At 69.0% G+C, this 15,670-nt stretch carries 14 protein-coding genes; all 14 read right to left on the reverse strand.

All coding sequences use genetic code 11. From position 1 onward, the window contains the following. A partial coding sequence (locus VFU06_03635) for a MerR family transcriptional regulator (GenBank protein ID HEU5208481.1) occupies positions 1–750 on the reverse strand: 750 nt, incomplete at its 3' end. Continuing rightward, positions 747–1,751 carry an NAD(P)H-dependent glycerol-3-phosphate dehydrogenase gene (locus VFU06_03640; GenBank protein HEU5208482.1) on the reverse strand — a complete coding sequence of 335 codons (1,005 nt, stop codon included), beginning with the start codon at positions 1,749–1,751 and terminating at the stop codon, positions 747–749. The genes VFU06_03640 and VFU06_03635, both read right to left, overlap by 4 nt. Then, positions 1,744–2,352 (reverse strand): glycerol-3-phosphate 1-O-acyltransferase PlsY, encoded by a 609-nt coding sequence (gene plsY / locus VFU06_03645; protein ID HEU5208483.1) that lies wholly within the window; start codon positions 2,350–2,352, stop codon positions 1,744–1,746. Before plsY ends, VFU06_03640 begins: the two co-directional genes overlap by 8 nt. Next, a complete protein-coding gene (gene der, locus VFU06_03650; GenBank protein HEU5208484.1) occupies positions 2,349–3,680 on the reverse strand; it encodes a ribosome biogenesis GTPase Der in 1,332 nt (443 codons plus the stop codon). The genes plsY and der overlap by 4 nt, the downstream gene beginning before the upstream one ends. Continuing rightward, on the reverse strand, positions 3,677–4,948 hold the full coding sequence (locus VFU06_03655; protein ID HEU5208485.1) for a DUF512 domain-containing protein: 1,272 nt from the start codon (positions 4,946–4,948) through the stop codon (positions 3,677–3,679). Before VFU06_03655 ends, der begins: the two co-directional genes overlap by 4 nt. Before the next feature lie 90 nt (positions 4,949–5,038). After that, positions 5,039–5,596, reverse strand: coding sequence for a zinc ribbon domain-containing protein (locus VFU06_03660; protein HEU5208486.1), 558 nt, complete (start codon positions 5,594–5,596; stop codon positions 5,039–5,041). Positions 5,597–5,645: 49 nt separating this feature from the next. Next, positions 5,646–6,824, reverse strand: coding sequence for a nickel pincer cofactor biosynthesis protein LarC (gene larC, locus VFU06_03665; GenBank protein ID HEU5208487.1), 1,179 nt, complete (start codon positions 6,822–6,824; stop codon positions 5,646–5,648). A gap of 34 nt (positions 6,825–6,858) precedes the next feature. Further along, entirely contained in the window at positions 6,859–8,286 is a 1,428-nt protein-coding gene (gene gltX / locus VFU06_03670; GenBank protein ID HEU5208488.1) for a glutamate--tRNA ligase, read from the reverse strand. A gap of 2 nt (positions 8,287–8,288) precedes the next feature. Next, positions 8,289–10,121, reverse strand: coding sequence for an excinuclease ABC subunit UvrC (uvrC, locus tag VFU06_03675; protein HEU5208489.1), 1,833 nt, complete (start codon positions 10,119–10,121; stop codon positions 8,289–8,291). 18 nt (positions 10,122–10,139) lie between these two features. Further along, a complete protein-coding gene (murJ, locus tag VFU06_03680; GenBank protein ID HEU5208490.1) occupies positions 10,140–11,876 on the reverse strand; it encodes a murein biosynthesis integral membrane protein MurJ in 1,737 nt (578 codons plus the stop codon). Continuing rightward, the gene (locus tag VFU06_03685) at positions 11,873–12,154 is read right to left on the reverse strand and encodes a hypothetical protein (GenBank protein ID HEU5208491.1); all 282 of its coding nucleotides are present in this window, start codon (positions 12,152–12,154) and stop codon (positions 11,873–11,875) included. The genes murJ and VFU06_03685 overlap by 4 nt, the downstream gene beginning before the upstream one ends. A 64-nt stretch (positions 12,155–12,218) precedes the next feature. Next, positions 12,219–13,895: a bacillithiol biosynthesis cysteine-adding enzyme BshC gene (gene bshC / locus VFU06_03690; GenBank protein ID HEU5208492.1), complete on the reverse strand. Its 1,677-nt coding sequence runs from the start codon at positions 13,893–13,895 to the stop codon at positions 12,219–12,221. Then, a complete protein-coding gene (locus tag VFU06_03695; GenBank protein ID HEU5208493.1) occupies positions 13,892–14,365 on the reverse strand; it encodes a 23S rRNA (pseudouridine(1915)-N(3))-methyltransferase RlmH in 474 nt (157 codons plus the stop codon). The genes bshC and VFU06_03695 overlap by 4 nt, the downstream gene beginning before the upstream one ends. Positions 14,366–14,370: 5 nt before the next feature. Beyond that, positions 14,371–15,663 carry a Glu/Leu/Phe/Val dehydrogenase gene (locus VFU06_03700; protein HEU5208494.1) on the reverse strand — a complete coding sequence of 431 codons (1,293 nt, stop codon included), beginning with the start codon at positions 15,661–15,663 and terminating at the stop codon, positions 14,371–14,373. Positions 15,664–15,670 lie beyond the last annotated feature (7 nt).

Here is a 15,670-nt window from a genome sequence, read left to right on the forward strand (position 1 = left end):
GGCCTTGGCACCCTCGACCGTGTACTTCTCCTCGTACAGCAGGTGCTTCACCAGCGAGATCAGCCGGATCTCCTTGCGCTGATAGACGCGGTTGCCCGACCGGTTCTTGGACGGGTTCAGCACCTGGAACTGCGTTTCCCAGTAGCGCAGCACGTGCGGCTTCAGACCGACCAGCTCACACACCTCGCTGATCGCGTAGTACTCCTTCTGAGCGACCGGCTTCTCGCGCAGCGCAGCACTTGCACGCTCCGCCGCCTGCCGCGCGTACTCCGTATCCAGCACCTCGAAGCGGGACTCGTCGTCCGTCGTGTCGTCGGCGACCACGTCGTCGGCCAGGGTGTCAGCGGCCGCGGCATCGGCCGGCGCGTCAGCAGATGCGGTCGCGTTGCCAACGTCCGCAGTGGCCTGCGCCGTATCCGCGTCTCCCGTGGCATCCACGGCATCGACCGCACCGGCATCGTCCACGTCATTCGAGGCGAGCGACGTCGCCGCGCCGGCATCGTTCCCTGGTTCGGCTTCATCGCGCCCGGCTGCCGCGGGCGTTGCCTCCGCATGCGGCGCAGCACTCGCCTCGGATGTCGCCGCACCCTGCCCTGCGTCCTGGCCGGCCTCGTCCGATCCCGCGGCGTCCCTCCCGGACTCCACGCCAGCGTGCGCATGGCCCGCGTCACCCGCATCCGCGCGTTCTGCAGCGGCCTGCGGATCGCCGCCTTCCTTTTCCCACGGAAACAGCACGTCCGGATCGTTCATCGCCACAGCTCCGGCTTAGGGTCGCGCAGCATCAGGGATTCGACCGCTTCGGCCGGCGGCCGGTTCTCGAACAGCACCTCGTGCACCGCGGAGGCGATCGGCATCTCGACGCGCGTGCGCTGCGCGAGGGCGTGTGTGGCCCGCGTCGTCGCGACGCCCTCGGCCACCATGGTCATCTCGCCGAGCACCTCCTCCAGCGTACGGCCCTTGCCGATCTCCATGCCGACGTGGCGGTTCCGGCTGAGGCCACCCGTGCACGTCAGGATCAGGTCGCCCATTCCGGCCAGCCCGCTGAGTGTGAGCGGGTTGGCGCCCAGCTCGACAGCGAGGCGGGTGATCTCTGCCAGGCCACGCGTGATCAGTGCGGCCGTCGTGTTGTGACCGAAGCCGAGACCGGCGACCATGCCGGCCGCTACGGCAACCACGTTCTTGAGCGCACCGCCCAGCTCGACGCCGACCACGTCCTGGCTCGTGTACGGCCGGAAATAGGGTGTCTGGAAGAGGTCCTGCGAGCGCAGCGCCACGTCCTCGTCATGACTCGCGATCGTGACGGCGGTCGGCATCCGCTGCGCGACCTCGAGTGCGAAGCTCGGTCCCGACAGGTATGCGGTCGGCGTCCCTCTCGGCAGCACCTGGGCGAGCACCTGCGCCATCGTGTTCAGCCGCTCCTGCTCGATGCCCTTGGACGCGCTGATGATGATTGCGTCCTTGCGCATGTGCTCGGCGGCTTTCGCCATGATGCCCCGCACGTGCTGCGCAGGGCTGACGGACACGATCACGGACGCGTCGCGCACTGCGTCCGGGAGCGCCGCCGTCGCCTGCAATGAAGGTGCGAGCTGAACGCCCTGCAGGTACTTCGGGTTCTCGTGCCTCGCCTCGATCGCGTCCGCCACATCGGGCTCGAACGACCAGAGCACGACGTCGTGGTCCTTGCGTGCGAGCAGGTCCGCCAGGGCCGTGCCCCAGCTTCCTGCACCAACGACTGCAATCCGTTCAGGCATCGGCGCGCGCCTTTCTCCGGAACCGGTGCTCCTCGCCGCGCAGCAGGCGCCGCACGTTGGCGCGGTGGGCGTAGATCACGAACGCGGCGAGGGCGAGCGAGAGGTAGAAGACCGGGTTGGCGCCCTGCATGAGCAGCACGACCCCCGGCAGCACGATGGCAGCCGTGATCGACGCGAGTGACACGTACCCGGTCGCGAACACGAGCAGCAGCCAGACCACCAGTCCGGCGAGCACGGCGATCGGTGCGAGGGCGAGGAAGACGCCGGCGCCGGTGGCTACGCCCTTGCCGCCGCGGAACCCCACGTAGATCGAGAAGACGTGACCGACGATGGCGGCTGCGCCGTATGCCAGCGGCCAGCCCCAGCCCGTGGCGCCGTCCCAGAGCGGGAACAGTGCTGCCGGCAACCAGCCCTTGAAGATGTCGAAGATGAAGATCGGTGTCGCGGCCTTCCAGCCGAGCACGCGGAACGCGTTGGTCGCGCCCAGATTGCCGCTGCCGTGCTCACGCAGGTCGATGCCGCGGACCCGCCGCGCGACCAGGTAGCTGGTCGGCGTTGCACCGAGCAGGTAGCTGATCACCAGCAGCAGCCACGGCATCATTCGCGCTTCTCCCGCCGGCCGCGTACGCGCAGTCGCACCGGCGAGCCGATGAAGCCCCAGGCCTCGCGGATCCCGCGCATGACGAACCGCAGCCATGCGGGCGTCAGTGCCTTCGGGTGGTTCACGAACAGCACGAAGGTGGGCGGCTTCACGGATACCTGCGTGGCGAACAGCACCTTGACCGGCATGCCCCGATAATGCGGGGGCGGCTGGCGCTGCGCCAGCTGGCGAACCAGCTCCACGACGTCATGCGTCGCGATGCGCCGGTTGCGCTCTGCTGCGACCTGGAGGACCAGGTCCAGCACCTTCTGCACGCGCTGACCCGTGAGCGCCGATGTGAAGATGATCGGAACGTTCGCGAGCTGCGGCGCACGCTTGCGCATGGCGCGCGCCCACTCGACCGACGTCATCGTGTCCTTGGAGACCAGGTCCCACTTGTTGGCGACGATGATCAGCGCGCAGCCCGCCCGCCACGCCTTCTCCGCGACCTTCAGGTCCTGCACGTGCGCGGGCTCGGTCGCGTCCATCAGCAGCAGGCAGACGTCCGAGCGCTCCACCGCCCGCTCCGTCCGCAGCGCACTGAAGTACTCGATGCCGCGCTCGATGCGGGCCTGCCGCCGCAGTCCGGCCGTGTCCACGAAGACGATGTCGCGGCCGTGGTAGCGCATCGGCGTGTCGATGCTGTCGCGCGTGGTGCCCGCGACCTCGCTCACGACCATGCGCTCCTCGCCCAGCAGCCGGTTCACGAAGCTGGACTTGCCCACGTTCGGCTTGCCGATCACGGCGACGTACAGCGTCTCGTCGTTCTCGGCCCCCTCTTCGGTCGGCGGCAGCATCTCGACCACGCGGTCCAGCAGATCGCCTGAGCCCTTGCCGACGAGCGAGCTGACCGGCAGCGGCTCACCGAGCCCCAGCTCCCAGAACTCGTGGTGGCCCAGGTCCTCCGGCAGCCGGTCGAGCTTGTTCACGACGAGCAGCACCGGAAGGTCCACCTTGCGCAGCATCTCGGCGATCTGGTGGTCGACCGGGTGGGGGCCCGCCTGCCCATCGGTCAGGAACACGATCACGTCCGCCTCGCCGATCGCGGCGTCCACCTGCCGGCGGATCGCCGCCTGCATCGGCTCGTCGTTCTCCGGCTCGAGACCGCCCGTATCGATCAGGAAGAAGCGGCGGCCGGCCCACTGCGCGCGACCGAAATTCCGGTCACGCGTAACGCCCGGCTCATCCTCGACAATGGCGCGACGTTCACCGAGCACGCGGTTGAAGAACGTCGATTTGCCGACATTGGGGCGGCCGACGACCGCGACCGCGGGAAGTCCCTGCCTCACAGGCGTGACAGGGTCTCGGTCAGCTCGTGGCCCGCAACGACGCGGGCCGGGGACAGCGCGCTGACCACGTCATCCAGCGCAACGTCGTCGACGAATACGAGATCGTCGTTCAACGCCTCCGCAGGGAGCAGCACGCCGTCGAATGCGCCCGCGGCCAGCACGGCGTCGCGGATGTCCGCACCGGGCAGCAGCCCGGCCGTCGTGGTCGTCGGTCCGAACATGCGGTTCTCCACGCCGATCACCTCGATACGCGCGCCGGTGTGTCGTGCAACAGGTGCAATGATGGTTTCGATCACCGGCGCCATGCGGCTCCCTGTGACGATCGCAATGCGACGCCCCGTCATCGGCTCCAGCGCGCTCGTGCCCGCAGCGACAGCATCGATGAGGCTGCGCACCGCACCGACACCGTTCTCCGTGAGCGGCCAGTCGTCGTAGTACGAGGCCGGAGGAACGTCGCGACCGGCGATGAAGAACATCTCGTCGCCGACGTAGCCCCAGCCGGTCCCGCGCTCCGTCATCGAGCGGGCACGCGCAGCATCGACCTGGTCGATGGAGCGGGCGGCCTCTTCTGCCGTGAGCAGTCGCACGGGCCGGTTCAGGTTGTACTTCGTCAGGCCGACCGGCACCACCGAAAGCGAGAGCACACGCTCGCCGAGACCGTAGAGGTCGTCGATCGTGCGCTGCAGGTGCTCGCCGTCGTTCCAGCCGGGACAGAGCACGATCTGCGTGTGCACCTCGATGCCGGCCTGCGTGAGCTGCGCGAGCTGCTCGACGATCTCGCCGCCACGCGGGACGCCCAGCAGGCGCTCGCGCACGTCCGGCTCCGTGGCGTGCACGCTGACGTACAGCGGCGAGAGACGCTGCTCGATCAGACGCTCGAACCCCTTCGGGCCGAGGTTCGTCAGCGTGACGTAGCTGCCGTACGTGAACGAGAGACGGAAGTCGTCGTCCTTCAGGTGCAGCGACTGGCGGGCGCCGTCGGGATTGCCGTCGACGAAGCAGAACACGCACTTGTTCGCGCACTGCCGAACGGAATCGGCTGCGGGGATGATGCCGAGCGGCTCGGCCTCGTCCTTCTCGATCTCGTACAGGACCCGCTCGCCGCATGGAGTCGCGACCTCCAGCTCGAGAAAGCCCTCCGCCTCCAGGAAGCGGTAGTCGATCGTATCGCGCACCGCCGTGCCGTTGATGCGCACGACACGACTGCCGATCTCGAGCGCGAGCTCGTCGGCGATCGTGCCTGCTGCGATTTCGGCGATGCGGACCATGGACCCTCCTGCGACTCGGGGCAGCCCGCCTGGACTGCCCCGATCCGTCGCAACGACAGCTATTTAAGGTACTGCAACGGAGACGCCGCCTCAAGCCATGGCGCGCGGCAATTCTGCTCCGCAGGAGCGGCAGGTCACCTCGCCGGCCTCGTAGGCCGAGCCGCACGACGGGCACGCGAACGCCACCTCGCCCCGATTGTCCATGTGCGCCTGCAGCGTCTTGCGGGCATCCAGCCAGGCAAATGCGGGAACGAGCACCCGGATGTGGGCGAAGTCGCCCAGGTCGAACGTCAGCGTCCGGTCCTTCTGCGAGAGAATTTCCGCATCGATGCCGTCCGCCTGCAGGTTGTCCCGGATCAGCTGCGCCTCCAGCTCCTCCGGCGTCGTGTAGAGCTGCGCCCAGCCCTCGAAGACCGGGATGTCCGCGTGGTCGGAGCAGACGCAGTAGCCGCGCTCCGCGCTGCCGCAGTCGTCGCAGACCCGGCGGCCGCAGATGATGCATGCGCCGACCGCCTTGCGCTCAGGGTGTTCATCGCAGAACGCCTCGATGAACAGGGTACCGCACGCGGGGCAGGACTCGCTCTCCGCGTCGATCTGCTGGTCACAGTTCGGACAGCGCCGCGTCGCGGTGTTCTCGCTCGTAGCCATCTTGTCTCCGTGGCAAGTGTGCCAGTGGAGGAAGTGCAAGAAGGGTTCCCTATTCGCCCGCCACAGCTTCCACTTCGAGACGCACCTGCCACGCCGGCATCTTCTCCGCCGCAGCCGCTTTCACGACGTCGTCGTACTCGGGCTTGGCGCGGCGGCTGCCGTCGGGCAGCACGACCCGCTTGCAGCGGATGGAGTGGCCGCGCCACGTGACGCGAACGGTCTCGCGCTCGAGCGACGGTCGCTCCACCGTCCAGTGGCGCACACCGATGGTGGGTGTCGCACGGAAGACGGCAGCGATCACCGCGTCCAGGGTAGCCTCATCCGTGAGTGCCTCGAGCCGCAGCCCCGGCCGCCCCTTCTTCATGGCGAGCGGGAGGAAGACGACGTCGCGCGCACCTGCGGCAAGGATCTCGTCCTGCGCGGGCGCTGCGTACTCCGGCGCGAGGTCGTCGACGTCGGCCTGGAGCAGGATGAGGCGATCGCTCGGCGTTGTTGCGGGCGAGCAGGCGATCAGCCGGACGCAGTTGGGGTGCGTCTGCGGGTCACGCGTGCCGGCGCCGAAGCCGGTGCGGCGCGGTGTCAGCTCTGCTGGCGGCTGTCGTCCCTCGGTCAGCGTCGCGACGATCGCCGCGCCCGTGGGCGTGGTGCACTCACCCTCCAGCTGCAGCCCGCCTACCGGCACGCCCTCCAGGATCTTCAGCGTGGCCGGTGCGGGGACCGGGAAACGGCCGTGGGCGATGTCGACCCAGCCCGAGCCGAGCGCGACGGGGCGCGTGTAGAACGTGTCGAAGCCGAGCGCCTCGAACCCCGCCATGCTGCACACGATGTCGAGGATCGCGTCCAGAGCGCCCACCTCGTGGAAGTGCACCTTCTCGACGGTCGTGCCGTGCACTTCCGCCTCGGCCACGGCAATGCGGCGGAACGCCTCGCGTGCGCGCTGCTTCGCGCGGTCCGGCGCGTTGCAGCGATCGATGATCTCCTCGACGTGGCGCAGGTGGCGGTGCGCGTGCTCGTGCGGCAGGTCGAAGCGCACGCGGCCGCAGTCGATGCCGCGGCGGTTGGCGCGCTCGGTGTGCACGGTGATGTCGCCGAGGCCGAGCCCTGCAACGAAATCGCGCAGCCACTCGCCGGACAGACCCAGATCGAGCAGCGCGCCAAGCGTCATGTCGCCGCTGATGCCGGCGAACGGATCGAACAGCAGCGCGCGTGCGCCGCCCTGGTGAGTCATCTGTCTACCGGTTGAATGCGTCATTCCAGACTGATCATGCTGCTTCGCCGCGCGCTCTGTCGAGCTGCGCGAGTGCACGTTCCCTGCCCTGCACCCGCAGGATGGCAACCAGCGCCGGCCCGTGCTCCGCGCCCGTCAGCGCGCGGCGCAGCGGCGTGTAGAGCGCCGGCCCCTTAACGTTCGCGGCGCGGCCGATCTCCCTGACGATTGCCTTGAGCGTGTCAGGCGTCCAGTCCGCGGCATCGTCGAGCAGCTCGCGCGCGGCGCTCAGCACGGGGATCTCCTCCGCGAGGACTGTCACTGGCTCGCTGGCCGGCAGCAGTGTCTCGATCTGTGCGCGCGCGTCGGCAAACGTCTCCAGGTGCGTGCGCACGGCCTCGATCGCTTCCGGCAGGAGCGACTCGTCGAACGGCAGCTGGTCCGGCAGAAACGGCCGTACGGCTCGCACCAGCTCAACGGTGCCCATGCGTGCGATGTGCTTGCCGGACAGCCACCGCAGCTTCACGGGATCGAAGACGACGTCGGAGGCGCCGATGCGCTCGAGGGTGACCTGCGCGATCAGCTCCTCCCTCGTCAGCACTTCCTCGCCCGACGGGCTCGACCACGAGAGCAGCGAGAGGTAGTTGACGAGCCCGTCCGGGTGGAACCCCTGCGCACGGTACTCCTCCAGCGCCTGCGCTCCCGTGCGCTTGGACAGCTTGTGCCGATCGGGGCCGAGCACGGTCGGCACGTGCGCGAACACGGGCAGCGGCGCATCGAAGGCCTGGAACAGCAGCACCTGGCGGGGCGTGTTGGGCAGGTGCCCCGCCCCGCGGATCACGTGCGTGATACGCATCGCGATGTCGTCGACGACCACGCCGAAGTTGTAGGTCGGCCGTCCGTCGCTGCGCAGCAGCACGAAATCGCTCAGCGTCTCGGGCGCGAACTCGACGGTGCCGCGCACGACATCGGTGACGGTCACGGGCGCGTCGACGCTTACGCGGAAGCGCAGCGCGGGCCTGCGCCCCGCTGTTTCGTGTGCGGCACGCTGCGCATCCGTCAGCGCGGCGCACGGGTCGGGCGCCTCGCGTGCACCTTCCTCGAGCTGCGCACGGCGGGCCGCGACCTCCTCGTCCGTGCAGTAGCACGGGTACGTGAGTCCACGGTCCGTTAGCTCCTGCGCGGCGTCCCGATACACCTGCATGCGCTCGGATTGCCGGTACGGTCCGTACCCGCCCGGTGCGGGCGTGCCCTGGTACTCGGGCCCCTCGTCCCAGTCGAGACCGAGCCAGCGCAGGTCCCGCAGGATCGCGTCCTCCGAGCCGTGCACATTGCGCTCGACGTCGGTGTCCTCGATGCGCAGCAGGAATGAACCGCCGTGGTTTCGGGCGACCAGCCAGTTGAGCACGGCGAGGCGCGCATTGCCGACGTGCAGGCTGCCGGTGGGGCTTGGTGCGAAGCGTGTGCGTACGGTCGCGTTCACTGTCACTTCCTCAGGTGCTCCAGCACGCGCTCGGCAAGCGTGCGGGAGAAGCCGGCCAGTCGCGAGACCTCCTCGGGCGACGCCTCACGCAGCGCGCGCACACTGCCGAACCTGGAGAGCAGCACCTTCTGGCGCGCGGGACCGATTCCTGGAATCCGCGACAGCTCGCTGGACAGTGTTCGCTTCCCGTGCAGCTTGCGGTTGTAGCCGTGCGCGAAGCGGTGTGCTTCGTTGCGGATGCGCTGCAACAGGCGGAGCGCATTGCTGGTGCGCGGCAGGCGCAGCGGATCCGGGCGGCCGGGAAGGTAGATTTCCTCTTCCCGCTTTGCCAGTGCGATCAGGGTGGCGTCGTGCGCCCCCGCCTCGTCCGCGGCCGCCTGCGCCATGGACAGCTGCCCCTTGCCGCCGTCGATCACGGCCAGCTCGGGGAGCGGCTTCCCCTCCTCGATGCGGCGGCGCAGGTAGCGGCCGACCACTTCCTTCATCGAGCGGAAGTCATCGTTGCCCCAGTCGCCACGCACCTTGAAGCGGCGGTACTCGTTCTTGTTCGGCGTGCCGTTCTCGAACGCGACGCAGCTCGCGACCACCTCCGTCCCCTGCATGTGCGAGATGTCGAAGCACACGATGAAGCGCGGCACGACCTTCATCTCGATGGCTTCCTGCAGGTCGTAGAGGGCGTCGTCTGCGCGCTCGTCCACGGCCTCACTCAGCACCGCACGCTCCTCGAGCAGGTGGCGCGCGTTCTGGTTCGCCAGCTCGATCAGGCGCAGTTTGTCGCCGCGTACGGGCACGTGGGTGCCGACGCGCCGGCCGGCGCGATCCGACAGCATGGTCTCGACCGTCGCGCGGTCCTCGAACTCGTCCGGCAGCAGCACCTCGCGCGGCAGGTCCGCGAGGCCGTGCTCGCCGCGTCCGAAGTAGATGCGGCTGACGGCCGTCGAAAGCAGCTCCTCCTCGCTCTCCCCGCCCACGTTCTCGAAGAAGTCCAGCTCCCTGCCGAGCAGCTTGCCTTCACGGATGCGGAGCTGAACGGCGCATGCGTTGTCGCCGTCGCGGGCAGTGCCGATCACGTCCACATCACCACCGCGCACGTCCAGTGCACGCTGGCGCTGCTCGATCGACTGAAGACCGGTGAGCACGTCGCGCAGGTTCGCTGCGCGCTCGAAGTCGAGCGTTTCGGCGGCCTGCCGCATCGTCGTCTCGACACGGCGCCGCACGTGCCCCACGCGGCCGCCGAGCACCTCCAGGATCTCGTCGATCATCGCGCGGTACTCCTCGCGCGACTGCAGGCCCACGCAGGGCGCCCGGCATCGGCCGATGTGGTAGTCCAGGCACGCACGCGCCGGCGACTCGTCGGGGAGATCGTAGCGGCAGCTGCGCACGGTGTAGAGGCGCTTGACCACCTCGAGCGCCTGCCGCATCGCGCCGACCTCCGTGTAGGGCCCGAAGTAGCGCGCACCATCGTTGTCGAGCCGGCGCGTCACGTAGACGCGCGGAAACGGCTCCTGCACCGTCACCTTGATGTACGGATAGCGCTTGTCGTCACGGAGCTGGATGTTGAAGCGCGGGCGATGCTCCTTGATCAGGTTCGCTTCGAGAAGCAGTGCCTCGGCCTCGGAGCCGACCACGATCGTGTCGACGTCCAGCACCCGCCGCAGCATCTCCACGTTCTTGAGCGACGTCGCCGCATCCACGGCGAAATGGCTGCGCACGCGGGCCCGCAGCGACTTGGCCTTGCCGATATAGAGGATCTCGCCCGCGCGGTCCTTGAACTGGTAGACACCCGGACGCGCGGGCATGTGGCGCAGCTTGCGCTCGATGGACTCCGGAATCATGGGGGTCTGATACCCGCGTCAGCGTCGTATGCGCCGCAGGACCCGGTCCGTGGCCGCAGACGCCTCGGGTACGCCGAGCATCCGTGCCAGCCCGAAGTACACGACGCCGAAGGGGATCAGCACGATCACGGCAACGACGATCGGATGCAGCGGCGGCAGGAGCCACTCGACGCCGCGCCCGATCAGTGCAGCGACCACAGCGGATACGAGCAGCTTTGCGACACGCCCGCCGCCCGCACCGGGCGCGCCCTCGAGCTGCCGGCCGAGCGAGCGACGCAGGACGTACCACTCGAACCACGCGCCGACACCCGCACCGATCGCAATGCCGACCGGCCCGAGCGGCTGCCCCGCAAGCGTCACGCGCTGCAGCAGGAACATCAATCCGGCGCCGATTGCGGCCGCCAGGATCACACGCGCCGTCGCGACCTTGGCGGGCGTCGTCGTGTCCTGCAGCGCGAAGAAGGCCGAGTTGTACAGGCGTGTCGACGTCGAGGCCAGCAGCCCGATCGCGTACGCCGCGAGCACCGCCCAGACGAGCAGCGTGTCGGCGCGCTCGAACTCGCCCGTCTGGTACAGCGCTGCGACCAGGACATCACCGAGCAGGATGAAGGCGACGAACGACGGAATGACGTAGACGATCAGCTCGCGCAGTCCGGCACTCACGCGCTCGCGCAGCACGTTCTTCGCCGCCTGCCGCTGGCGCGACAGCTCCGGCAGCTCCGCGGCGGCGATGCTCATGCCGAAGAGGCTGTACGGCAGCAGGTAGATCGTGCTGGCGTACGTGATCGTCGCAAAGGCGCCGGCAGCCAGCAGCGACGCCAGCACCAGGTCGAGGTAGCCACTCAGCTGCACGACGCCGCGCCCCATGATTGCGGGGCCCGCATTCCGCAGCACCGTCTGCACCGCAGGGATGCGCGGGGCCCAGCGGACGCGCAGGTTCGGCTCCAGCCTCAGCAGGCGCGGGACCTGGATGGCGAACTGCAGCAGTCCACCGATGAAGGCACCCCACGCCAGGGTCGTGACCAGCTCGCCCTGGCCCTGCCGCGGACCGAAATACAGCAGCGTCGCGATCATCGCCGCGTTCCACAGCACCGGCGCGAAGTACGCGAGGAAGAAGCGACGATGGCTGTTCAGGATGCCGAGCGCCCATGCGGAGAGCACGAGGGTGCCCGTCATCGGGAAGATGATCCGGATCGCCGAGATGGTCAGCTCGCGGCGTTCCCCCTCGAATCCGGGCGACAGCACGGAAACCAGCACGGGCGCCAGCGCGATGCCGATCAGTGAGAGCAGGCCCGCCGCGGCCAGCAGCAGCGCGAAAACGGCACCGGCGACACGCCCCGCCTCCTCCTTTTTCCCTTCCGCCAGCAGCTCCGAGTACACGGGGATGAACGAGGCGCTCAGCGTGCCCTCGCCGAGCAGGTTCTGGAGCACGTTGGGCCCGCGCAGCGCGGCCTTGAACGCATCCGCGGCGAGGGATGTCCCGAAATACTGTGCGAAGATGCGTTCCCGGATCAGCCCCGCGATGCGGCTGAGCAGGATGCCGGCAGCGACGAGGCGGGCGTAGGCTGCGGCCCTGGGCGGCGAGCTGCCCGAGTCGCTCTGAGGCGGCGCCTCGAGCGCTTCCGTCGACGCCGCGTCGGGAACGCCGGCGGCCGCCTGCGCGGACGCGTCGCGCTCCCGGCTCTGCGCCGACCGTGGCTCAGGGTGCCCCCTGTCTCCCGCGCCGGCGGGAGCCTCGTCCGCGGGGTCGCTCAAGACTCCTTGCCCGGTGGCAGCGACTCGGGGGTGGGCTTCTGCTCCAGCAGCCGGTGCAGGAAGGTGCTCTCCTCGTCCAGCCGCTCGACTTCCCGGCCGAGGCGCTCCACTTCCGCCTCGAGCGCGCTCAGCCTGCGGCCGGAGGCGTCGCCACCCCCCAGCTCGCGGTCGCGCTCGAGCCGCGCGGCCAGCGCACGACCGACCTGCGAATCCAGGATGACCGCAGTCAGCGGGATCATCAGTGCCACGAGGAGCACGACGAGAACGAGCATCATCATACGAAGGATATCCTTTGACCGGCCCGGATTCACAGGGTGCAAGAACGCAGCCCGGTAGTCCCGTCTACCCGCAGCCGCCCACGCCGCTCCAGTCGGGGGCAGGTGTATCGAGCGCGACCGGCATCGCTGCGGCAATCGCGCCCGGCAGGCTCATGCCATAGCGCGCCAGGAAGCTGAAGATGTTGAGCTGGCGTTCCTGTGGTGCGCCCAGGGGTCGCAGGTGCGCGGCGATCCGCTCGATCTGACGTGCGGACGTGCTTTCCCGCTGGCGCAGCCGCGCCAGGATCTTCTTCTCGATGCCCTCCACGTTCGCCAGCGCTGCGCGGCGGGCGGCGTCAACCGGACCGGCCAGCGTCACGTCGATCGGCAGCGCCGAACCGGCCAGTCGCTCGAAACCGGCATCGATGCCGGCGCGCAGCTCACGGAGGGCGTCCGCAATACCGGCCGGCACGTCGTCGCGCAGCGCCTGGTGCACGAGCGCGGTCACGTCGCGCCGGAAGGACGCGACTTCGAGCCCCTGTCGTTCGAGCAGTCTGCGCACCGTGGGTCCGACGAGCGTCAGCGAATGGCGCGGGAACACCACGGGCGGCTCGATGCCGTGCGCCCGGAACAGGCAGCCGATCTGCGCGAAGTACGCGAGCTCGCCCGGACCTGCAACGTACGCCACCGTCGGCAGCAACGCGCTCTCCACGACGGGTCGCAGCAGCACGTTCGGTGAGAACGCCTCCGGTTGCTGCTCGAGCCGCTCCCGGAGCGAGTCATCGCTGATGCGGCGATGACTCCGCCGATGGTGCCATCCCTGTTCCTCGCGCACGAGGCGGTCGCGTCCGCCCTCGTCGGTGTGGAACACGTTGGACACGTCCGACGCGATCGGCACCTGCACCCCGTAGCCTGCTCGCTCCAGCGCTGCGCTCGTGTGGGCGAGCAGCCTGGCATGCTCGGCCTGCGCGTCGAACTCGTGGCGCAGCACCGCTGCCGCAGCCCGCTTCAGCGCCGGATGCGCGGAGCTGACGATGACGACGTCGAAGGGTGCGAGCAGCTCGGCCATGCTCGCTTCGAAGGCGTCCGCCACCATCCGGCCGGGCCGGTAGTGTGCACGCAGCCGCGCGCGCGCGTCGGCGCCGTACGGTCCCTGCGGCAATGTTGCGGCAAACGCATCGAGCGCAGCGGTCACGTCGTCGCCCAGCGGCTGCTCCGCCATCGGCAGCGCGGCCGCGTCCGCCGGCCGGCTGATCTCGATCCGGTGCAGCACGTCGCTCTCATCGAGCGCAACGACATGCGAGATCTCGTCGAAGTCGTGATCATCGGCACCGATCCAGAAGACCGGTACCACGATCCGGCCGAGCTGGCGCTCGAGCGACTCCGCCAGCCGGACCGCGCTCAGCACCTTGTAGACGGTGTAGAGCGGACCGCCGAACAGCCCGGCCTGCTGGCCGGTCGTCACGAAGAAGCCGTTGCCGTCCAGCACCTGCCGCAGTCGATCGGCGGCACGCGGCGTGGTCGGCTTCAGTGCATCCTCGAGCCGCGCGCGCGACGTCGGGTCGAGCCGCCGCTCGACCTCGGCCGCCTTGCGACGGTACGCCTCGATGTCATACGGGTGCCCGGAGAAGAACGGCGCGAGCGCGGGATGCCCGATCTGGTAGTCGTCGACGATGCGTGAGCCGGCGAGCGGCGCAACGTGCAGCTCGAGGCCATCCAGGGGGCCATCGCCCCGCACCACACCCGGCGCCGGTCGGCTCATGCTCCCTTATGGTAGGGTTCGTTGCGAACGATGGTGCCGGCGCGGTAGAGCTGCTCGGCGAGGACGAGGCGGGCGAGCTCGTGCGGGAGCGTCATGCTGGACAGGCGCAGCGAGCGCGTACAGCGGGCGATGACATCGTCCGGCAGGCCGAGTGCCCCGCCGATCACGAATGCAATGCCGGCATGCCCCGCGACGGCGCGCTGCTGCAGCCATGACGCCAGCTCGCGTGAGCCGAGCGCATCGCCCGTTCGCGTCAGCGCGACCGTCTCCACACCCGAAGGTACCCGTTCCCAGAGCCGCTCCCCCTCCGCCGCGCGGATCCGGTCCGGATCCGCGTTTCTGCCCGAACGCTCCTCGCGCACCTCGACCACCTCCAGTGGCCAGTAGCGCGCCGCGCGCTTCTCGTACTCCTCCACGGCCTCGCTCAGCAGGCGCGATGGCCTGCCCACGACGAGCACATGGACCTTCACGATGGTTACGCGTAGATGCCGCGCAGCCGGTGCACCGCCGCGACCCGGTCGATCGACAGCATGTACGCGGCCGTGCGCATGTTCACGTTGTGCTTCTTCGAGTACTCCAGCACTTCACTGAACGCGCGCACCATGACCTCCTGCAGCCGCTCGATCACCGTGTCCTCGCGCCAGTAATACCCCTCGCGGTTCTGCACCCACTCGAAGTAGCTGACCGTAACGCCGCCCGCGTTCGCCAGGATGTCCGGCACGACGAACACGCCCTTCTCATCGAGGATCGCGTCCGCGTACGCCGTCGTTGGGCCGTTGGCGCCCTCCGCGATGATCTTCGCCTTGATGCTGCCCGCGTTGCGCCGCGTGATCACGTTCTCCAGTGCGCACGGCGCGAGCACGTCGCACTCCACCTCGAGCAGCTCCTCGTTGGTGATCGGCTCGCCGCCCTGGAAGCCCTCGAGGAACCGGTTCTTCTGAACGTACTCGAGCGCTTCCTTCACGTAGATGCCGTTGCGGTTGTAGATGCCGCCCGTCTTGTCGCTGATCGCGATGACGGTCAGCCCCTCCTCCTCCAGCAGGCGCGCCGCAGTGCCGCCGACATTGCCGAACCCCTGTACCGCCACCCTGGTTCCGTTGAGCGGCAGCCCCAGCTCGCGCAGCGCCTCCTTGATGCTCAGCATCACGCCGCGCCCCGTTGCTTCGCGCCGCCCGCGCGAGCCACCCATCGCGATCGGCTTGCCGGTCACCACCGCCGTGACCGTGTGGCGCTTGTGCATGGAGTACGTGTCCATGATCCACGCCATGGTCTGTTCATTGGTGTTCACGTCAGGGGCGGGCACATCGGACTCGGGGCCGAGCACTTCGAGGATCGAGGCGGTGTAGCGGCGGGTCAGGCGTTCGAGCTCGCCCTGGGAAAGGCGGTACGGCTCACAGATCACGCCTCCCTTGGCGCCGCCGAACGGCACGTCGACGACGGCGCACTTCCACGTCATCCAGGCGGCGAGCGCCGTCACCTCGTCCAGCGAGACACCCATGTCGAAGCGGATGCCGCCCTTGGCCGGCCCGCGCGACGTGTTGTACAGCACCCGGTACCCCTGGAACACCTCGACCTCGCCGTTGTCCATGGCGACCGGGATGGAGGTGATGATCTGCTTCTCCGGGTTGCGCAGGATCTTGTAGATGCCGGGGTCGAGGGAGAGCAGCTCCGCGGCATGATCGAAGCGCTGCATCATCGCTTCGAATGGATTCTCTTCGTTGCCCGTCGTCGCCGGCGGCTGCACCGCCGCCGTACTGGAGGACTCCATGATCTCC

The organism is Longimicrobiales bacterium (genome assembly GCA_035764935.1).
Classification (GTDB): domain Bacteria; phylum Gemmatimonadota; class Gemmatimonadetes; order Longimicrobiales; family RSA9; genus DASTYK01.